Below are 20,945 nucleotides of genomic sequence, written 5' to 3' on the forward strand. Positions count from 1 at the left end.
CAGAAATTAGCGAAATCGAAACTGATCAGTTTTCTACGGAGGTGAGTGCAGTGAATGGTGTTTCGGCAGATATGAACCTGCGCAACGCAGCACTTCAGCGCTCAATCAGCCGGCGTAGATTTCTTTGGGATGTGGCTCGAACTACTGCCGGCGCAAGCGTCTGCAGTTTCAAGGCTCTCGGACAGACATTGCGCGCACCTTCACCGGCGAAGAAGCTCATCGTTGTTACGTTTGGAGGAGGCGCAAGAGACGAAGAAACATTTGCACCGGAAGGGCAAAGATTCATTCCAAGGATGCTTGGAGAGCTCATCCCCTGTGCCACGTTTTTCACTCAGGTTGTAAATCGCGGAATCCTGGGGCACTACGTTGCGAATGCAACTCTTGCAACCGGATGCTACGAAAGTTTCGACAACTTTGCACCCACCTCGCCGCGGAATCCCACTTTGTTCGAATACTATCGTCGAGATAGCGCACACCGAGCTGAGGATGTGTGGGTCATCGCTCCGAGTAACGGATTCGATCGGATCGGTGCGAGCAACCATCCAGGCTATGGAACTTCGTTCGGAGCGACGATGGTCCTGCCAAAACAGTTGTTGGGGCGCTTCGCCACTGGATCCTCTGAATCATTCGATCACTTGCTACGAGATAGCTATGAAGACACATCCCGAGTTTCGGCCTCGGACAATCATGCTACTAGTCTGCAGTTGCTTGCAGATCAGCTGAAGTTGCCGGTTAGCCAATTTCTCGCATATGCATCGAGCATCTCCAGTCCCGATGAACTATCTCTATATATCGCACAGCATTTGATGCAACACCTCGCCCCAAACCTGCTATGGATTACTCTCCACGATATCGATGTTGCGCACGCCGGGGCATATTCACTTTATACCGATGCAATCTTGCGAACAGACCGGATATGCGCTGAGCTCTGGAAGTCAATTCAACTTAATCCGGAGTACAAGAATAAGACAAACATGTTTGTTATGCCCGATTTTGGCCGCGACGGGGACTTCGAGCCAGGCGGGAACGGTTTTCAGCATCATCGTACTGGTGATCCGCTCTCGCGTACGACGTGGATGCTCGCTTTAGGCCCGGAAATACACGAAAACATTTCGGTGGATCGCATGGTTGAATCGATCGACCTTGTTCCGACGCTTGCAGCGATCCTTGGCTGTAACGCTTCTTTTGCTGCAGGAAAGCCTCTGGCCGAGGTACTTTAGCAATGAGTCACAGTCTCAGCACTACAGATTTTTCATCATACCCACCACTCGCACGACGATTTGCCTCAGACCATATCGCCTCTCTGCGATCGTTGCCGACAGTCTTTTGTGCCCTCCTTCTCAAGGAGATTAGTAAATATGACTGGCAGTTCCCGGCAGAGCGCAACGACTTGGACCGGCAGCTCAAGTGGATCGAGAGCGCGGATTCGCAAGCAATCGATTCAGTACTCGCGCCATTTGCCGCTCTCAAGATATCCAAAGGCCTCATGGACATGCCGTGGGCCGAACAGCCTGGATTATTTATAGAGCGCCTCACAGCCGAACTGTGGATTACCCATTCCATTGATGCCTTCTATGCTGCTGGAAAACAATATGGCGCCATTCTTCAGAAGATACGAAGTGAAAATGACAGTGCGAAGTCGCGCCTTTGTATCGTTTTTATTGGGTCGGGAAGCGAACGAGGCACAAAGCCATTATTTGAGAAACTCCAACCGAACGGGACTTATTTCTCGCGTGTCGATTTGTCTCAGGGAGTCGCAGACGCCATCGCCTGTATTCGTGATGAAGCCACCATTACTTCTTCTCCGTACCAGCACTGGTATGTTGATGGCGGCGTATCTGACTTGCATCAGCACGTCGGAGAAAGAAAGGACCCGAATATTTGCTCGGTTTCGTATGCCGAACTAGATCCAGTACGCAAGCGGATCGTGCAAGCCATGAATGCGGTGCGGACAGTTTCCGGTAATGGGCCCGAGCAACTGCGCACAGTACTCGATCGGATGCGCCCTGATTATGGCAGCCAGGCTGGGAGCGAAGATCCAGTGATGCGAGAGTTCGTGTTGCGCCTATTCGCAGAAGGGTCGGGAACACAAATCTTCAGCACAACATTCGTACAATGGGTAGGCCGCGAAATTCTTCGGCGGGCTCGTCCTCAATCCCTCTTTCTAAGATTCCGCCTCAGGCGAACTGAGCGGTCGATGGATGAGTTGCTCACAGAGCATACCGCTTTGGGTGTTGATCCACAGGGCTCTTTGGTCGACGCCGACATGGGAGCCTACTACACGTGGATTAACCTGCAACGGCTCCCAGGATTTGAAAAATCGCGCTTTGTCGTTTGTTTTGAGAACGGCCACGAAGCCTTAGCCATAGGGCCCGGGGTTCCGAAAGCGACAAAATCGAACTCCGACTGTACCTTGAAAAACATTCTGACATGGGCCACATAAACTAGCTCTTAAACTCGTCGAACTCTTTCTGGACAATTTTCGTACGTTGACGCGTCGTTCGCTTCGACGAGCCGTTCGTGAAATGAATAGGAGCCTGTCGTGGGAGTCAGGGACTTCCACATCCGGAATTCGTGCCGTCAAAGTTAGGTTACAGGCTGCGCATCTTTCTCACTCGGAAAGCAATTTCCCAGTCGTAGGTCTGACCAGGCTTGAGGGAAATGGATGTATGCGTTCTTTGCGCATCTGCAAGTGTGTTACACGGCGAAGTGGTTGGTTCAAGTGCGACAGCATATTGTTGAGGCTCTCCACCATCGCTCGGCCATCCCCCGTAACAGAGCCACACCCCTAAATAAGGAAGCCGTTTGCTGTCAAATGAAATCTCTAGCATCTGGGCAGAGCTTTCTCGATAGATACCGCAGAAACCTTTGTCAATCCGCTTGGAGTAGAACATCTCTGCGGTTCCAGCTTGCGGTCCAAGTGTTACGTCTAATTGAGCACCCAACTCCGTCGTCGGCCAGGATAGGACGGATCCACGTTGCCCAAGACGATCTCCTTTGGAGTATTCGAGCGTCAGTTCTCGAATTTCGTCCGCCAAGATGACTCGGTCCCCAGCAGAAACGGCGAAGAGGGGATGGCAGGCATAAAGAAACGACTGAGGAGTCAAACCAGAGTTCTCTACTCTATACGCGACCCGGAGAGTGTCGTGCTCAAGACTGAGGTTTTTGCTGAAATTTAGCTTCCGGCTAAATCCAACTGCATGCAGACTGGCGGTCGTCGGCGACGAGCTGTCTAACTCCCAAGGTAATTGCCAAAAGTCACCATGGTCGGGCGCCGGGCCACCCTCCGTATCCGGACTGGACGGACCAACAGTCGGTAGGCATTCTTCAATCCCAGCACACGGACCATCTTGAAAACGAGTCGCAAGTCCGGCCCTCGGATACTGGCCGGATCGCCGTGTTTGCGTGAGGAATTCCATTCCTGAATGCAAACTCATGATTGAGGATATGCGGCCGCCCTCAGCTGGCAAAACCTCAACCGACAATTCATAATTTTTCAGAAAGCAAACTTTCGTATCGACCATATGCATGAACTGAATGCCTCACCGTTTGGGTTAATTGAGCCCAATTTAGGAACCAAGCCGCCTCATTCTCAAGACCGAAAAGAGGATCCGCTTAACTTACGGCCGAGCCTCTGAGTCTTTCGGCGAAAAGCGGGAGACTACTGCGTAGAATGATATGCGGCGCAAAGCGGTGAGATCTGACCGGTTTTTCCTTATCGGTGAGGTGGGCGATGAGAGTTTCGAATGCCGTCTTCCCCTGAGCCTCGGGACGCTGGTAAAGGGTAACCAAAACTTTTCCCGACTCCACAAGCGCTGCCAGTTCGGGAAAAATAGGCGTCTGAGCCTGACCCAGAACTGTCGTCTGTTGCCGTTGAATCTCAGTCCTTGGTCGCGCTACGGGAAATGCACTACATGATCGCGAATCGTCAGCAGAACCGTACTGTAGGGAATCCCAATTACCTTTGGATTCAAAAGGGTGCGGCTGCAAAGAGAGTGTTCGGGAAGCTGATTTTCCCTGCTTGCCTGAATTGCTCAAAAGTGGGACTTGGAACACCACTAACTCATTCACTTTTCAGTGTGTTAGGTTCTAATAATTTCCAAGAATGAACTGGTAGCGCTAACGGCTACCGAATTTCCGTCCGGCCCCTCTGTTTCTACATGGTTTACAACTTGCCACATCCGATGGTTCCCCACCCGGTTCCCCAAGTGCAACGGGTTCGAAGGTTCCGCTGGTCCGAAGCAGTCCCTGGGAGTCCAGAAACTCACTTCGAATCCTCGCGATTCTCCTTCAGTTCCCTGCCCCTGCCTGCGGAACCCAGGAAGGCAGCAGCCAAACTGCCCCGATGTGGCGCTTCCATCGTAGGAATCGAAGCGACCGCATTCATGGAACTATGTTACGCCATACTCCAAGCCATGCGCATCCACAATTCTCAGAAGACGCACGAGTAGGGTTTCCTAACGTCGGAGAGGGGGCTCCGTAGGCAGTGACCGATACGACCGTGAGAGGGACCTTCTCACTAAAGTCATCCAACTCGCGCAGGCATCTCTTTCGGCCGATGCCTTGTACAACATGTCGGCTCAAAAAGGGAGTACCAAAGAATTTTCGGCCTTAGGCTCTTACTGCGGGTCCGACATAATAGAGGATCCTTCGGTTAAGAGCAGCCGAACTTCTCGTATGACTTGCTATTATGCATTGGGATAAATTGTTTTATCTATTACTTGTAATGCTCGTCAATACACCTCTGCAATGATCAAGTGATGCGAATTTAGGCTGATTTTGAGATGGATACGGTACAAAATTCACCACACTCTTGGCGGCTGCACCTCCGCTATTCCATAAAGCGATATTTTGGACTTCTATCATAGTATTTGTCTGCGGTATCAACCATGTCATGGGCGAATGGCAGGGAAATCTGATCTTATATGCCCTGAGACCAGCATGTTCGCTGACCCCAGGGCTGGTGGTTACCGGTTAGGTTGCATTTGCCAATCAGGCTCGTCATGCTTCGTGAGCGTAATTGCAAGCACAACCACGAACCGGTTGTTTGGCAGTTCAATCGACGCCACTTCCTTACGTCCATCCAACGACAAAATGTACTGGTACAGGTTGAAAGTGCGATCATCCTGCGAGCCATCGAAGTTATCGCGATACGGCATCGCAAAAACCTCTGACTCGTTCGGGAACTCCTGCGGCGTGAACCAGTCGCTGAAGCTTTGCGTCAACGTCTGTTTGGAGCCATCCTTGTACTTGAGTACAATCTGCTGATCTGTCTGCGCTCCCTGCAAGCCCGTTCCCAGTATCCGAATCTGGTCATAGCGGCCTTCAGGCAGTGAGATCGGCATGCCGATTCCATAAACAATGTTGGGCTGGTTAGCCGCCGCTATGTCGTACTCCGTGCCGTTCACAATCACGCTACGCGTTCCGGTCTGGTCTCCCAGCAGATTCGCGGAGTAAGCCTCACCGCCGGTATCGATACCCGCGCTTCCCGGGAACGTACTCCCATCCGTATAAATGCCCGTAGCGTTATATGCGCTCGCAAGATTCGCCGATGCTCCCATCGAGGGGCTCACAAGCGTGGCAGCCAGTACAAGAACATTTGAGTTATTCGGTAGCGCCAGGCTCTTCACTTCCTTTGTTTCATCCAGAGGGAAGCTATAGCCGTACAGGTTAAATTGCCGGTCATCTTCCGTTCCGTTTTCAGTGTTGCGATGCGGCATCGCAACTGCTTCCGCTTCGCCAAGATTGCTCGACGGTGTGAACCAGTCACTGAAACCTTGCGTAAATTGTGCTGTCGTGCCGTCGGTATACGCCACCGTCAGTACCTGCCCGCTCTGGTTGCCGTTGACTCCTGACGCCAGTAACTGGAGTGTCTTGAAGCGGCCCGCAGGAAGCGCAATCCTCTGTCCCGCTCCCGCCACAGCATTTGCGGTATTAGGTTTGCCAAAGCGGAATTGAACGCCATTCAGAATGCGAGAAGGCGTCAGCAGGTTCGATGAATACGCAAAACCACCAAGCCCTCCCTGCGTGCTGAAGTTCGTGCCATCGCTATACGCCGCATTCACGTTAAACGCCGATGACAGATTGACGGGAACTCCTGCGCCACCCTCCCCAGTCGCCGCGCTCACCGCAAGAATCGCCGATGAGAAGCTCTGCGTTATATCGCTCGATTGCGCCGTAATGGCAACAGCATTGTTCACACCCGTAAGCGCATCTCTATCCGCAGCCAGGACCAACGTAGCTGTGTCCGCCATTCGGCCCCGCAGTATCTCGGGCAACACGCCAGCGGGCACACCGCTTGTGAGAGAGAAATTGATCTTGCCCTTGAATCCATTTTCAGGAGACGCCGTCGACGTCGCAGATACCCGATTGCTCTGGTTGAGATAAAGCATCGTTGGCGAAAGCGTCAGCCCGAAATCCGGCAGAGCGAGTGAAACATAGACAGCCTGCGAGATTCCCTGGCTGGCCCCCGTCACTATGATCAACAGATTCCCCGCAGGCGTACTGCTTGTAGTCGTAACGTTCAGGGTCGCAGAACCGTTTGCAGTAATCGATGACTGATCAAGCGTTGCTGTCACCCCAGCCGGCGCACCAATCGTCGTCACCGTTAAGTTCACCGTCCCGGTAAAGCCATTCGTTGGGGTTGCCGTAATCGTCGTTTGTCCGCTCTCACCCGGCCTCAAAGGGATCGTCGCAGGAGAAGCTGACAGAGTAAAGTTCGGCGCGCTCGTTGATACTGGCCCGAGAGTATCCAGCATCGACTGTCCATTCGGAGTGCCCCACCCTGTCACCAGGTCGTATCCAGTAACGGCCGTGAATAGATCCGGGCTTCCGCTGTTGAAGTCATTGCCCATCGTAATGTCGTGGAACACGCTGTTGTAACTCGACGTTTGCCCAAGGCTATAAACCATCGTATTCAGAAAGCCAATCGAAGTGCCATTTGCTTGCTCGTTCGCTAGCGATAGAAAACCTGCCCACCGCGGCGCTGAAAGGCTTGTTCCGCCAATGCCGGTGTAGCATCCCCCGTTCGCGCAGTAATAGTTATCGGTATTTGCTTCCATCGAAACATCGGGAATATTGCGATAGCTTGTCGATCCCTGGTTCGTGGAGTTGATTGCCGCTGTCTGATAGCTCGGAATCGGCGATTGCGTATTCCAACCTCCGCCACTACCAACCCAGCCTGACTCGGATGACCATGCGCCGCCCGGTCCTGTCGTAGTCAAGTCCGTGCCTCCCACCGCTGTAATGTTCGAACTGTTGCCCGGATATCCAACTCCGCCAACATTCGCGCCGCTATCACCGGAGGAAACAAAGACATTCTGTCCCTGCGCTTGCAACTCCAGAAATACCTGCTCATAACCTGGTTCTGTCGCAGGTGTTCCGCTCCATCCAAAGGAGAGGCTGATTTGCTTTGCCACATCATCCTCCGCCGCTTGCGCAAACGCAGTCTGCGCATCGGTATTGGGTCCGTTCGTCTCATACACAATCAGAGCCGAGAGATGCGGTGCCATCGATATGGCCTGCTCCATATCGATAACTTCTTCGCCGTCGTCGCAGCCGCCCGTTGTCGGCGTGCCGGAGCAGATGCCGTCCACGCCCAGCAGCACGTTATAAACCGGCACATTCAGCGGTTGATTGATCGTGTTGAAATAGTTTTGAACGTCGCTCAGATTGTATGGGCCAAGCTCAACAAGGCCCACGGCCTGTCCTGTGCCATCCAGGGGCACGCCGGGCGCATAAGCGGCGCGCATGTCACTACCCAGAAACTGCCCGCTAGGACCAGCTCCCGTCGTAAAGCTGCTTGCCACCTCATCGGCAGTCGCCTTCTTCAGCATTGGATGCGGCTGCTCGTAGGTGCTTAAGCCATGAATGTCCAGAATAGGTAGTCCCGCTTCCACCGTAGGCTCTGCATCCGGAGCAAAGAACATGCGGTTTTCTGTCGGATGTTTGTACTGCTTCATCGTGACCGCAAAGGTCTTGTTGATCGCTGCAGCGGAAGCACTCACATTCAGCACCATGCGAGTCGTATGTGTACGCGTCACCACCATTCCTTGCGATTTCACGTAGGCAATCACCTTTGCATAATCCGACTGCGTTGGGCCGAACTGCTCGGTAAACTGCTGCGCGGTCAGGTACTTTCCGTATTGCGGGCTCGATGGATCATGTAACTGCTTGATGAATGCCTCGAGAGCCTGTGTATTACGCATCGGCAGCGAAATCGTCAGGCTAACCTGCTGTGAAGCTGGTAGTTGTCCCATAGCTCTTGCTTCAGAGGGTGCGACAAAACTTTTAGGCAGCCTCACCCGCTGTGCTTGCGCATTCACTGGCACGCAAAGGCACATCGCAACAAGCGCCAATGTGCCAATCGCAAACCGAATTCTATCTTTCGAAAAACTGAAACCAAGCATAGTCGATATCTCCATTTCGCTGATTCATTCAGGAACCGAGTAAACAACGGGTTATATCGGATGTTTGACTGTAAGAAATCTTGGAATCTTGGCGACTGATTCAAGCTCTCGCGAGGTACGGACCGCACGATTAGCGGATGCACTCTAGACAAGCAGCCAGAAACATTCACGTCCGCAGTGCAAGCCGATTTATTCATAGGAAGAATCGGCTCACGCAAAGGTGCTCTACTCTTCTGCTATTTTCAGGATTTGCCACCCGCTACACGCGTAAGAACACAACCGGCGCGTGAGCGCAAACAGCGATCCGGCAGGCAATACAACGTAGAACCTGGACTCAGATTGTTCTCTGCTAAATCTATGGGATTCACTGCGCCCGTACTAGCAGTTGCTCTGCGCAGAACTAGAAATGCTCTTCGGGAAATAAACATGGCTCTTCCTTTGCGTTAGGGGGAGGTGTCGATTTTCTGCGATTACAGCAGGAAAACCGAGGTTTGCAAAGCAAGCTACAGACGCCAGTGGTAACGATACCACTAACGTAAAGCAAAGTAACTCTGAAGAATGAATGCTGTCAAGTCTGCTCAAGTTTATAGATCCAAAAACGTGCTATTTCGCGGAATAATGGAGAATGCGCGAAGAAGAGTCTTAGACGGCACGGATAACTACCGCAAGCGCGTACTCCACAAGCTCGCTCGCGAACTACAGTTGCCCAAGCTGACGTTCCAGGTCATCCGCAGAACGATCGCAACTCTCGCACAGAAGAAGGGGACGATCAAAGACGTTCAAGGTGTAATGCGGCACTCACATGCTGCTACGACCACGGATGTCTAGATGCAGGAGATCCAAGCCAGCGTTCAATCGACCATCAACTCCATCAATTCGGAGCTAAGAAAGTCGGATGCGCGGAGGCGGAAAAACTCGAAAGAGTCGGCTTCAACCGAGCACTGGTTAGAAGTCGGCGCAAGCCTTCTGCACGTGTGACACAAAATGACACAAAGTGACAGAGAGGAGGGAGTGAACGCCTCCCGGGATATGCTTGATTTGCAAGGGATTGTTTGGTGGACCTGATCGGGATCGAACCGATGACCTCTTCCATGCCATTTTTAAGCGAGTACGTAAAACATTGACTCTAAAAGGCCCTGGTCGCTCCAAAGGCTCCCAAAACTCCCCTGGAACAGGTTATTGCTCCCAGATTGTTCCCAGAATGGAGCTTATTGCTCCCGCGCCAAGTCACTAATTTAACTGGGGATTGCAAATTCCGGAAAATGGCAGATCTCGCCGGGTTCCACTCTTCGATTCGCTTCCCGAGAGAGCGTTTGTAACTTCCTCGGATTGCAGTGATCCGCCCTGACTAACGGGTGTGATCTCACAAACTCCGCGCCGCTCGTGCTTCGGCGTTGCAAAGAGTGCAATTGTCAGAAGAACGTCACGCGGGCCGCTTCCTGCTTGCCTTGGGCGAAACCAGCACGGGCGGCGGGAATACGGGTCGCCAGATCCATCAATGTTACGTCCGGGCGGAGTTCGCGAAACTGTTTCAATGCTCCCTCACCGTCCACTGCCTCGCCAACAAGCTCCATATCCTTCTGAGACTGCAAGGCGAACGCGATGCCGTCCCGCATCAGGGGATGGTCATCAACACACAGGACTCGCATGGGGTTGTAAATCACGGTTGGGCCTCCTATCCGCAATAGGCGTCGGACGGCACTAACGTCCCGGCATGCTGCACTGGACTTGTGAATACACTAGCACCTTATCCCGAAACTGATTAACCCTAAAGAGCTGCCCGCGAGCCCCACTTAGTGAGCTTCGAGCTTTCACTGTGCGTGCTTACTCTGATCAGATGAATCTAAGCTTTCCGCGCGGGCGATCCGGGCTGGGGCTCGTGATACTGCGTGGGACTATTGCAGCGGTCATTCTGATCATCGAGAGCGCGCACCTGGTGAGCGGCTGGCTCGGTGCGCTTTCATTTCTGGTAATGGGGTTGGCAATTCTCATCGGTCTGGGTCTTCTTACATCTCTCGTCTCCGCGCTTGCCGCAGTCCTGATCCTTGCGCTCACGCTCGTGTCCCAGTCGGAACCACTGCTCGGGGCTACTCTTGCCGCACTAAGCGCTGCGGTCGCTCTGATGGGTGGCGGAGCGTATTCAATTGACGGACTTCTTCATGGTCGGCGAAGAATCACATTACCCAAGACCTAGAGAACCTCCAGGAATCCTCCGCAGCCATGTAGACACATTGTCCAAAATCACTTTCTCAGGGAAAAGCCCAGCCCACCAACCTTCGCCCTGATTTGCTGTAACGCAGGTCTTTGGTCTGTTTCGTAACGCAAGTGCGAAGTACACTCATCAAATCGAACCATCGCCACTGCAAGGGGCTTGTAACGGATGTCTCAGGTCCAAAGCGTAACGCACGGACAGGTACACTCCGCCCCCAGCCAAGGTTTGGTTCGTTGTTCGTGCGCGTCAACGCGCGGAATTTGTCAGGGTCGCGTTGCGGCAGAAACAGGCCGCAGAGGCGGGAAGTGGAGGATGCACACGCGGTCGCAGCGCGGGCAGGAGACTTCATTGCTATCGAGGGTCTCGACCGTGAGGGTATTGGCGCGAGCATCCACTGATCGGACGGTTGCTTACCGTTGTCCGCGATGCCATGCTCCGCAAGACTCCCAGTTCGATAGTGAATCTTATCGCCTGAGCGAAAATCGGATTTTGGGATCGCATGTGTTCAACCTGGGCGCGGATCGCGAAATCCCCTCGTATACTCGTTTCCATGGGAGAAACTCGCCATGGAAACGAATGAAAACGGAGGCGCTGCCTCGTCAACTCTGGATGAGTATCTCCGTAAGAGGTTAAAACCAGTGGAAGGAGCGATTCCCCAGTTAACTGGGATCGAAATGTTCGGTAACTCAATTCCTGCGGCCAATGCAGACGGGGATCTGTTTGAGTACATCAACTTTCAGCAACGCTATAACATCGACGCGCGTATCGTACGCGCGAACAAATTGGCAAAGCAATATCTCGAACCGCTTTCGGATGCCCCGGCAGCCCGAGGCTCAGTTGATACCCATTTGCATTGGCTGAAATCGAGGCCCGATTACACGTCCGAAGAAGCTTCTCGCTATAGAAAGGCCAAAAGTTCAGAACAACTGAGAATTGCCGAGAACCTGCAGGAACTCTACACCACCGCCGGAGTACTGTTGGTCGATGCGCAGGGACATGGAAGCATTGCGGCTAAGATCGCTTCCACCGTGCACGACACCTTCCATACCGCAATGCTGTGCGAACTCGACTCCAATGGAAAAACGACGGCAGATGTTTTCGAGATCATCAACCTCAGACTTGCCCATTCCGTTTCCGCCAGAAACGCATTGGGGTTCGACACGGAGAACAACACGCGAGAGATCGCGACCATGGTTTACGGCGAGATACGCCCCGACGGTTTATTTCGCTTTGTGAACTTCGGCCATCCGCCGCCGCTCGTCTTCTCCGCAGAATACGGGAAATTCATGGATATTGGGTGGAATCGAATGGTTCAATTCCCTTCCCTGGGCCTGGAGATTCCTGAGGATCACCCTGACCGAAGTCGGTATGTGTCTCTTCTGCTCCGCCCTAATCAGATCACCAATTCTGACTTGGACGAGATCACTTTGATGAGCCCGGGCGACATCATCTTTCTGTACACAGATGGAGTCTATGACGGAGAAGATGAAGAGGGTAGACGAGAGACAGAACAAATCTTCCGGGAATGCAACCGTAAACCGGCCAGGGATATCTGCAATGCTGTTCTAGATTATGCACTGCAAAAGGACGAGCGCCTGAGACAGGCTGGCGCGCCTGATTGCATAGATGACAAAACCGTGTTCATAATTAAGAGACAGTAACAGCCTCAGATGTGCCCAACTTCGTCATTGCGATCAGTGTCGATTCGCGCTGAATCGCAAATATGTATTTCCATGATCGGATCGCAGTTCCGTCGCTTTCAAGTAGGATGGAAAATACTTCATTTTCGACAAAGTGGCGGTATTCATACTCGCATGTCAACGCCCTCTTGCAAGACCGATGTCTCTGAGAGCATTCAGGTGCTGGCCGAGCGATTGCTCGCATGCCTGCCGGACGCGATTCTTTTAGCGGACGGAGGCGGGCGAATATGCGAGGCGAATCCGCAGGCGGAGCAGATCTTTGGCTACACGCGCAGTGAGTTGCTCGGCCAGCCGGTGGAGATGCTGATTCCGGAGCGCTTTCATGTGGCCCATGTCGGCCATCGCGCCGGCTACCATAGTGCGCCTCGTATGCGGCCCATGGGCGCGGGGCTCGAACTCCAGGGGCGCCGCAAAAACGGCAGCGAGTTTCCAGTGGACATTCTGTTGAGCTCGGTAGAGACGGCGCAGGGAACGCTGGCTCTGGCCGTGGTGCGAGACATTACCGAGCGCAAAAAGATGGAGGACGCGCTGCGTGCCAGCGAAGAACGCTTCCGGCTGCTAGTAGATGGGGCGCGCGACTATGCCATCTTTGCGCTGGATATCGCGGGCTGTGTGGCTTCATGGAATCCTGGCGCGGAGCGCATCAAAGGCTATTGCGCAGCGGAGATTATCGGGCGCAACTTCTCCGACTTCTACATCCAAACTGACAGGGAGCGCGGCAAGCCGGAGGAGGCGCTGGCAATTGCCGGACGCGAGGGGCGCTACGAAGACGAAGGCTGGCGTGTGCGGAAAGATGGCTCGCTCTTCTGGGCCAATGCGATCATCACAGCGCTGTACGGAAAGGACGGCAAGCCGATCGGATTCTCCAAGGTCACGCGCGATTTCTCCAATCGCAAGGCCGCCGAAGAGGCTCTCCTGTTGGAGTTGAGCCGAGCCATGCTTTCCGGGCTGGACATTCGCATGACGCTTGCGGCCATCGCGGCTGGAATTCAGAATGTTGCGCCGCACGATTTTGCAGTCATTACACTGCTGGACAGCGAAACCGAAGAATTGCGCGCGCAGGGCCTGCCGCCGAATGAGAACGCGATCTTTTCCAGCGAAACGCTTGTGCCGATGGAAGGCACACCGACGGGATGGACGTTTCTGCACCAGCGGCCGGTGTTCTTGAAGAATCTCGAGACGGATCGCTTTTTCTCTGCCGATTTGCAGCGATACGTGCGCGCCGGGGTGCGTTCTGGCTACTGGCTTCCGCTTACAAATAAAGAGCGCACCGTGGGGACGCTCTTCATCGGCAGCAAAAGCGAGTCGGCTTTTGATCCGATTGACGCTAATATGCTGATGCAGATGGCGCGCCAGATCGCCGCCGCAGTCGATAATGTGCGGGCCTTCCGGCAGATCTCTGAGATGACGACCAAGCTGGCCGAGGAGAAGCGCTACCTCGAAGAGGAGTTGCGGACCGAGTACGGGTTTGAAGAAATTGTCGGTGAAAGCGCGGGCCTTAAGCGCTTGCTGAAGCAGGCGGAGACGGTGGCGCCCACGGATGCAACCGTATTGATCCTCGGCGAGACAGGCACAGGCAAGGAGCTGATCGCACGCGCTATTCACCAACTGAGCCAGCGCCGCGACCGCACCTTCGTGAAGCTCAACTGCTCGGCGATTCCTCTGGGTCTCCTTGAAAGCGAGCTCTTCGGACATGAGAAGGGCGCATTCACCGGCGCAATTACGCAGAGGGTGGGCCGACTGGAGCTGGCACACAAGGGAACCCTCTTTCTCGATGAGATTGGCGACCTTCCGCTGGAGTTGCAGCCGAAGATTCTGCGCGCGTTGCAGGAGAAGGAGATTGAGCGACTGGGCGGCACGAGAACGATTTCGGTGGATGTGCGGCTAGTCGCCGCCACCAACCGCAATCTCGAAAAGATGATTCAGGAAGGGACTTTCCGCAGCGATTTGTATTACCGGCTGAATGTCTTTCCCATCCGCATTCCGCCCCTCCGTCAGCGCACCGGCGATATTCCGCTGTTGGTGAACTACTTTCTGGCGAAGCACGCGCGACGCATGAACAAAAACATCACGATGATCCCTCCCGAGGCGATGGCCGCGCTGACGCGCTGGAGATGGCCGGGGAATATACGCGAGCTCGAAAACTTCATCGAGCGCGCGGTGATTCTAACGCAGGGTTCCTCGCTGCGCGTGCCGCTCTCAGAGCTGACCTTGCCGGACGTGCCCGATCAGTCAGAGGACGAAAGCCTGGAGATGGCAGAGCGCGAACACATCCTTCGCGTGCTGCGCGAGTGCCATGGCGTCATTGGAGGCCGCGGCGGTGCGGCGGAAAAACTCGACATCAAGCGCACGACGCTCAACTCAAAGCTGAAGAAGCTGGGCATTGAGCGCAAGGACTATCACTAGAGCTTCACTGCTTGTCTGCAATCAGCGCTGAGGCAATCGCGCACGAGGCCACGCGCGACTCCGAGGAATCCGCACGGCTGGTGAGGATGATCGGCACAGACGCGCCAAGCACGATGCCTGCCAGACGCGCTCCACCAAGATACTCCAACTGCTTGGCCAACATATTGCCCGATTCGAGATCCGGAACAAGGAAGATATCCGCCACGCCGGCCACCGGTGACTTCAGATGCTTCACGCGCGCAGCCTCGGCATTCACCGCGGTATCAAAGGCGAGCGGCCCATCGAGAATCGCACCGGTAATCTGGCCGCGGTCAGCCATCTTGCACAGAGCCGCAGCATCAATCGTCGAAATGATCTTCGGAGAAACGGTCTCCACGGCAGAGAGGATGGCTGTGCGGGGCTCAGCCACGCCGAGCACATGAGCCAGTTCGATGGCATTCTGCAGAATATCCACCTTGTCTTCAAGCGCCGGATAAATATTGATAGCCGCATCGGTGATAAAAAGAGTGCGGTCATACAACGGCGCCTCCAGCACAAAAACATGACTGATGCGGCGCGACGTGCGCAGTCCTGCGTCCTTCTTCAGTGCCGAATGCATAAAGACATCTGTATGCAGGCTGCCCTTCATCAGTGCGTTGGCGCGCCCGACGCGGCACAGATCCACGGCTTTGGCCGCAGCGTCCACTTCGTCGCGCGCCTCAACCACTTCGCAGGAGGCGATATCGAAATTCAGCGACGCCGCAATCTCCTTCAGCTTTTGCTCCGGTCCAATAAAAAGCGGGTAGATGATACCGGCCTCTGCGGCCTCGACAGCTCCGGCAAAGGAAACGGCGCTGAGCGGCCACGCAACGGCAACCGGAAATGCAGGTCGGCCCTGCGCGGCGCGAATCACCTCCTCAAGCAGATAATGCGTCTGCCGTTCCTGCGCCGGGGCGCCTGTCATGGCAAGAAGATCAATCATGTGCGGCTCCTGCGCTCTATTGTTCTGTTAAAAGACACCAGCAAGGTAGGTTTCTGTCGGTTCGGGCTGCTCCTTACACACACCTGGGAGGGCCAGTATGGCCGGTGAAAGCGTAAGCACTGGGCACTCGGCTCCGGCAATTACTTTGTACACTACGCCGTTGCGTGAAACGGATTCAAGCATGGAAGCATCATGAGCGCTGAGCACGATCAGATCGACCAATGGCGAGCGGGCGCGGTACAGAATCTCATTCGCCGGATCGCCCGAGGTTGCCATCGCTTCCGCATCCAGATCAGTCATGCCTGGCGGAATCATTGTCAGCAACTCGTGCTCAGTCTCCACCTCTGTCTCGATCGAAACCGTCGTGTGCGTCTGCTCTGGAATCACATGCATCAGCGTCAGACGCGCTTTATGCTGTTGTGCCAGTTTCGCGGCAAAGGTCACCACCGGCGAACTAGGTGTCAGATGGCTCACTCCGCAGAGAATCCTGCGGATCGCGTAGTGGCGATGCGCCCCATCCACCGCATTCGGGCCAATCACGCTCACGGGAACCGGCGACTTGCGGAGCACTTCCTCCGCCACAGAGCCCACAAAGAGTTTGCCTAGAGTTCCGGGCGAGCGGGTTCCCATCACAATGCGGTCCACCGCAAATTCGCGAGCGAAGGAAAGAATCTCATCCACGGGCAAACCGGAGCGGACCTCCACGCGGCACGGAACGCCACCCCTGCGCGCGCGCTCGGCCAGTGGCTCCAGGCTGCGTTTGGCTTCCAGCCGCGCACCGTCAAAGTCGTAGTACACAATGCCGGAGGCCTGCACAGTAGAGGCCATCATCGTGTCGTATGCGTTGAACAGAATGAGGCACGCTTTGTGTTCGGCCCCCTCCGCCAATGCAAAGCGGAAGGCCTTCTCATTCACGGGAATCGTAGCGGCAAAAAGAATGGTCGCCGGCCTAGTCCATTGTGGTTTCCATGTGGCTTTCATAGTCACCTCCGTGGTGGTACGTGACTACATTGGCACGGCACCGCCTGTGATTTCCGTGCCGCGCGCCACAGTAGCATGTGATCTGCGTCACAAATTCAAGCCATAATCAACGCCTCATTGCCCACTCGCATTGACGAAATCTCGTCTCGTGACGATATGTCGTCTCGTCACACCATCGTCACGTGCGCTTCGACAAATCTGTCCATGACGCTAAGCACATAGCATTGCTGCACTTCGCACATACCATCCGTCTCCGTAGGTTTGGCAAGCCATTTGCATAACAGGAGGCAGAGGCACAGTAGCTTGCTGCGGATTTCAGTTCAGGACGGACACGATGGCATGACCCTCAAATTGGAGGGCAAGCTCATCGGCCCATGGATCGGCGAGCTCACGCGTGAGTGGGATAGCTTCATGCCCTTTCCGCGCGGAAAGAAGCTCAGTCTCGATCTGCGCGGCATGACCTTTGTGGACAAAAACGGAATAGAAGCATTGCGAAGGATCTGCGGGCCTACCAGCGCGGAGATTCTCGCAGACACACCCTTGACGCAGGACTTTGCCAGAAAGATTCGTAAGACGGCCTTGAGAAAGACCGAGGAGAGCTGAGATGAACAGAAGAGAACGAGTCGAGTTAAAGCAGAATTGCGAGTCCTGCCCGCAGCGGGCCCAGGGATACTTTTGCCACATGACAACGGAGGCCGAGAATGATTTTGAGGCAATCCGGTTCTCAGCCTCCTATCCCACCGGGGCCACGCTCTTTCAGGAAGGAGAACAGACGCGCGGCGTTTTCATTCTCTGCTCCGGCAAGGTAAAGCTCACCATGAGCTCCAGCGGCGGCAAAACACTCATCCTCCGGCTCTCCAAGCCCGGTGAGATGCTCGGCCTCATTGCGGCCATCTCAGATGGCAAGTACGAGGCCACAGCGGAGACGCTTGAGCCCTCACGCACAGTCTTTGTCCGTCAGGATGATTTCATTCGTTTTATTGCTCGCCGTCCTGAGGTCTATCAATCGCTGCTCCGTCAGTCGAGCAAGCAATATGCCGCAGCCTGCGAGCAGATCCGCACCATTGCTCTCACTAGCTCCTCGCGCGAAAGGCTGGCGCGGCTGCTCCTGCACTGGTCCGCGGAAGGTCGCCAGACTCCCGAAGGCTACAAAATGTGCGTGCCCCTCACGCATGAGCAGATTGCGGAGTGCGTGGGCTCCTCGCGAGAAACCGTGACGCGCACCCTCAGCGAGTTCAAGAACAAGCATCTGGTCACGCTCAAAGGCACAACCATGCTGATTCCTGACCGCGAAGCTCTGGCCGCCATCAGCGAAGAGTGATATATTTTGCAGGCAGACTCAGTCTCGCAGCGAATGGATTGAGTCCACCTGCGCTCTTTGTGTGCGGTGCGCCGAGCGCATTCTCATCCAACTATCTCGATCTCAGGCAGGAAGAAGTCTTCACTCATTCCGGCGTCCGCCGGCACGCACAGCACTGAACACGGTGCATGAGCCAGCAGGTGCATGGCCACAGAGCCCAGCGCCAGCCGCCCAAGCACGGTGACGGCGCGCGTACCCAGGATCATAAGGTCCGCGCTGCAATCCTGCGCAGCCTGGCATAGACGGTCATAGATCACATCGGATTCAAGAGCGTTATACAGCGGAAACGCCTGCTTGCGGGTCTCTGCTTCAATGCGTTCATATTCCTCGCGCGCCAGTGGATCAGCCAGTACCGACTCCGGCGCGCCCTCAGGAAAGGCATAGGCCACCGGATCGATGCAGTGAACGATCACCGTCATCGCCTCATAAGCCTGCGCGATGGAGCGCGCATAGCGAAGCGCCTGCGACGCAGGGTGGCTGAGATCGGCGGCCACCAGCACGGTTTTAAATGACGAGTCCTCGACTGCGGTCTTGGGGGCTGCGGTCATGGCCAGGCTCCTTGTTCCACCCACGGTGAACCGTGCGCCCATTCCCAGGCAGTGATTCAGGTCACCGAAACCGGCGCCGACAAGCCTTTAGAGTGAGAGCAGCCACTCGACGCACTGTGTTCGACAGGAGGCATCCATGCTCGTAACTGACATTCGGACGATGATTCCCATGCCGCATACGGCGGTACATGCAGGAGCGCAGGCACTCTCGCGTAACCCGATGCTTGTGTACTGGGAGACCACCCAGGCATGCGCGCTGGCCTGCAAACATTGTCGCGCTGAGGCCTCTCTGACGCCGCATGCTGGCGAGCTCACACATGCTGAAGGCATGACGTTGCTGCGGCAGATTGCCGGCTTCACGCCTCCGCTACCGCACCTGGTTTTAACCGGAGGCGATCCGCTGATGCGCCCCGACATCTACGAACTCATCGAGGAAGCGCACCGCGTTGGTTTGAGCGTCTCCATCACACCCAGTGTTACACCGGCACTGACATTCGAAACGCTGGAAAAGCTGAAACTGCACCGCATCAGCAGCGTAGGCATCAGCCTAGACGGCTCAACTGCGGAGCGGCATGAGGCGGTGCGCGGCGTCGCAGGATGCTTTGACTGGACGATGCAGGCACTGGAAAACACCGGGCGGCTAGGCCTGCCCGTACAGGTCAACACGCTCGTGGCGGAAGAGACGCTCGATGATCTGCCGCAGATCTACGAACTGCTCAAGACCCGCTCCGTCATGCGCTGGAGTCTTTTCTTCCTCGTTTCTGTAGGGCGCGGCAAGATGCTGAGCCCGATTACGCCGCAGCAGGCGGAGCGATGCATGGAGTGGGTCTTCGATCTCTCGCAGATCGCGCCCTTTGACATTAAGACCACAGAAGCGCCCGCCTACCGCCGTGTGGCGCTAACGGGAATGCGCCAGGCAGGATGGCCACAGGACAGAATTCGCCAGACAGGGGTATATCGCGGCTTTGGTATTCGAGACGGCCACGGCGTTGTCTTTGTTTCCAGCCAGGGCAATGTCTATCCGGCAGGATTCCTGCCGCTGATAACGGGTAACGTGCGCCATGACCATCTTGTCGACATCTACCGCAACGCGCCGATCTTCCGCGCGCTGCACTCGCCGGAAGCATTGAAAGGCAAGTGCGGACGGTGTGAGTATCGCGCGCTGTGCGGAGGCTCGCGGGCGCGAGGCTTTGCGGCAACAGGCGATCCGCTCGCCAGCGATCCGCTCTGCGCCTATGAGCCTCAGGCAACACAGCCGCTGACGAGCGGCTCCGCATGTTCGAACTGCGGGAAATGCAAAAAAGCAGCTTGCGCGACAAGTTGATCTATATTGCACAGTCTGTGACTGCCGGCATAGTAAATGATTTTCAGATCGAACTACTCTGCGGTTGGCAATGCTCGAGAACGAAATACGGAAGTGGCTTCACAGCTTTCTGGCGAGGTGAAAATAATGCGGCGCATATTAATTTTGTCCGCGTTTTTAGTTGCAGTTCTTTCAGGCCGGGCCGCGCGGGCACAGCAACCACAGCCCGATCCGGCGAAGTATGTCGGCTCAGAGACGTGTGCAAACTGCCACGATGCAGAGGCGAAGAAATTCGAATCGAATCCACACTCAAAGCTTGCGCTGGCGCATCAGGGCAAGGGAGTCTCCTGCGAAAGCTGCCACGGACCGGGCAAGGCGCATTCCGAGGATGGTGACGCAGCCAAGATCTTCAATCCGGCCAAAGCTACAACAAAACAGACGGACGAAATGTGTCTTGGCTGCCACGCCGGCGAGCATGCTAACTTTGACCGCTCCACACACGCCAAGGCCAACGTCGGCTGCTCAACATGTCATAGCGTGCACGCCAGCACGGACAACAGTGACAAGCTGCTCAAGGTCGATCAGCCAAAGCTCTGCTTCCAGTGCCACACGGACGTAAAGCCATTCTTCGACATGCCCTTCCATCACAAGGTCAACGAAGGCCTGGTGAAGTGCAGCGATTGTCATGATACGCACGGCACCATGGGCAAAACGAATCTGCGCTCCACCGCAGACCAGAACGCCGTTTGTACCAAATGCCACTCTGAGACGCGCGGGCCGTTCGTCTTCGAGCATGCCCCCGTCAAATCGGAGGGTTGTGTAGGCTGCCACACTCCGCACGGCTCGCAGAATGCGCGCCTGCTGAACATGCCCAGCATCAACACGCTCTGCAATCAGTGCCATAGTCCTGTCGCCGCTGGCACCATTCACGGCGCGGGCACCGGTTCGCAGGAGTCGCACCCATGCATAACATGCCACACCTTCATTCATGGTTCCAATGTGAACCCCGCGCTTCTTCGCTGACGCAAGGCAGAACAGCTTTAAGGCAAATGAGGCTTGATGTTAT

16 protein-coding genes are annotated in these 20,945 nt (G+C 55.3%); 10 read left to right on the forward strand and 6 right to left on the reverse strand.

Going from position 1 to position 20,945, the window contains the following annotated elements:
• Positions 1 to 50 precede the first annotated feature (50 nt).
• Together VO84_RS06125 and VO84_RS06130 are read left to right on the forward strand one after the other, a co-directional pair.
• Complete coding sequence (locus VO84_RS06125; RefSeq protein WP_231737800.1) at positions 51 to 1,220, forward strand: alkaline phosphatase family protein; 1,170 nt, start codon at positions 51 to 53, stop codon at positions 1,218 to 1,220.
• Positions 1,221 to 1,312: 92 nt separating this feature from the next.
• Entirely contained in the window at positions 1,313 to 2,443 is a 1,131-nt protein-coding gene (locus VO84_RS06130) for a hypothetical protein (protein WP_058186460.1), read from the forward strand.
• Between the two features lie 148 nt (positions 2,444 to 2,591).
• On the opposite strand, the gene VO84_RS06135 is transcribed toward VO84_RS06130, so the two are convergent.
• Both VO84_RS06135 and VO84_RS06140 read right to left on the reverse strand, forming a co-directional pair.
• On the reverse strand, positions 2,592 to 3,530 hold the full coding sequence (locus tag VO84_RS06135) for an aldose epimerase family protein (protein WP_231737801.1): 939 nt from the start codon (positions 3,528 to 3,530) through the stop codon (positions 2,592 to 2,594).
• Between the two features lie 1,437 nt (positions 3,531 to 4,967).
• Positions 4,968 to 8,258, reverse strand: a complete 3,291-nt coding sequence (locus tag VO84_RS06140) for a S53 family peptidase (protein ID WP_058186462.1) — start codon at positions 8,256 to 8,258, stop codon at positions 4,968 to 4,970.
• A gap of 768 nt (positions 8,259 to 9,026) precedes the next feature.
• Between VO84_RS06140 and VO84_RS06145 the strand changes: the two genes are divergently transcribed.
• A complete protein-coding gene (locus VO84_RS06145) occupies positions 9,027 to 9,236 on the forward strand; it encodes a hypothetical protein (protein WP_157439749.1) in 210 nt (69 codons plus the stop codon).
• Between the two features lie 584 nt (positions 9,237 to 9,820).
• Here the strand turns inward: VO84_RS06145 and VO84_RS06150 are convergent.
• On the reverse strand, positions 9,821 to 10,072 hold the full coding sequence (locus VO84_RS06150; RefSeq protein ID WP_058186466.1) for a response regulator transcription factor: 252 nt from the start codon (positions 10,070 to 10,072) through the stop codon (positions 9,821 to 9,823).
• A 173-nt stretch (positions 10,073 to 10,245) separates the two neighbouring features.
• Between VO84_RS06150 and VO84_RS06155 the strand changes: the two genes are divergently transcribed.
• The 3 genes from VO84_RS06155 to VO84_RS06165 all read left to right on the forward strand — a co-directional run bounded on the left by VO84_RS06155 (position 10,246) and on the right by VO84_RS06165 (position 14,726).
• The gene (locus VO84_RS06155; RefSeq protein WP_058186468.1) at positions 10,246 to 10,602 is read left to right on the forward strand and encodes a hypothetical protein; all 357 of its coding nucleotides are present in this window, start codon (positions 10,246 to 10,248) and stop codon (positions 10,600 to 10,602) included.
• A 584-nt stretch (positions 10,603 to 11,186) separates the two neighbouring features.
• The gene (locus VO84_RS06160; RefSeq protein WP_058186469.1) at positions 11,187 to 12,281 is read left to right on the forward strand and encodes a PP2C family protein-serine/threonine phosphatase; all 1,095 of its coding nucleotides are present in this window, start codon (positions 11,187 to 11,189) and stop codon (positions 12,279 to 12,281) included.
• 153 nt (positions 12,282 to 12,434) lie between these two features.
• Complete coding sequence (locus VO84_RS06165) at positions 12,435 to 14,726, forward strand: sigma 54-interacting transcriptional regulator (RefSeq protein WP_058186471.1); 2,292 nt, start codon at positions 12,435 to 12,437, stop codon at positions 14,724 to 14,726.
• A 4-nt stretch (positions 14,727 to 14,730) separates the two neighbouring features.
• Here the strand turns inward: VO84_RS06165 and VO84_RS06170 are convergent, their stop codons facing one another.
• Together VO84_RS06170 and VO84_RS06175 are read right to left on the reverse strand one after the other, a co-directional pair.
• Positions 14,731 to 15,687: a bifunctional enoyl-CoA hydratase/phosphate acetyltransferase gene (locus VO84_RS06170; RefSeq protein WP_058186473.1), complete on the reverse strand. Its 957-nt coding sequence runs from the start codon at positions 15,685 to 15,687 to the stop codon at positions 14,731 to 14,733.
• A 27-nt stretch (positions 15,688 to 15,714) separates the two neighbouring features.
• Positions 15,715 to 16,668, reverse strand: a complete 954-nt coding sequence (locus VO84_RS06175) for a universal stress protein (RefSeq protein ID WP_058186475.1) — start codon at positions 16,666 to 16,668, stop codon at positions 15,715 to 15,717.
• A 339-nt stretch (positions 16,669 to 17,007) separates the two neighbouring features.
• On the opposite strand from VO84_RS06175, the gene VO84_RS06180 reads away from it, so the two are divergent.
• Entirely contained in the window at positions 17,008 to 17,271 is a 264-nt protein-coding gene (locus tag VO84_RS06180) for a hypothetical protein (RefSeq protein WP_157439751.1), read from the forward strand.
• 79 nt (positions 17,272 to 17,350) lie between these two features.
• Positions 17,351 to 17,989 carry a Crp/Fnr family transcriptional regulator gene (locus VO84_RS06185; RefSeq protein ID WP_058186479.1) on the forward strand — a complete coding sequence of 213 codons (639 nt, stop codon included), beginning with the start codon at positions 17,351 to 17,353 and terminating at the stop codon, positions 17,987 to 17,989.
• Positions 17,990 to 18,072: 83 nt separating this feature from the next.
• Here VO84_RS06185 and VO84_RS06190 read toward each other — a convergent pair whose 3' ends face one another.
• Positions 18,073 to 18,576 carry a universal stress protein gene (locus VO84_RS06190; protein ID WP_058186481.1) on the reverse strand — a complete coding sequence of 168 codons (504 nt, stop codon included), beginning with the start codon at positions 18,574 to 18,576 and terminating at the stop codon, positions 18,073 to 18,075.
• A 136-nt stretch (positions 18,577 to 18,712) separates the two neighbouring features.
• Between VO84_RS06190 and VO84_RS06195 the strand changes: the two genes are divergently transcribed.
• Entirely contained in the window at positions 18,713 to 19,900 is a 1,188-nt protein-coding gene (locus VO84_RS06195) for a TIGR04053 family radical SAM/SPASM domain-containing protein (protein WP_231737802.1), read from the forward strand.
• A 126-nt stretch (positions 19,901 to 20,026) separates the two neighbouring features.
• Positions 20,027 to 20,902 (forward strand): DmsE family decaheme c-type cytochrome, encoded by an 876-nt coding sequence (locus tag VO84_RS06200; protein WP_082661775.1) that lies wholly within the window; start codon positions 20,027 to 20,029, stop codon positions 20,900 to 20,902.
• Positions 20,903 to 20,945: the final 43 nt, after the last annotated feature.

It is taken from the genome of Occallatibacter gabretensis (assembly GCF_001449115.1).
GTDB classification, from domain to species: Bacteria; Acidobacteriota; Terriglobia; order Terriglobales; family Acidobacteriaceae; genus Telmatobacter; species Telmatobacter gabretensis.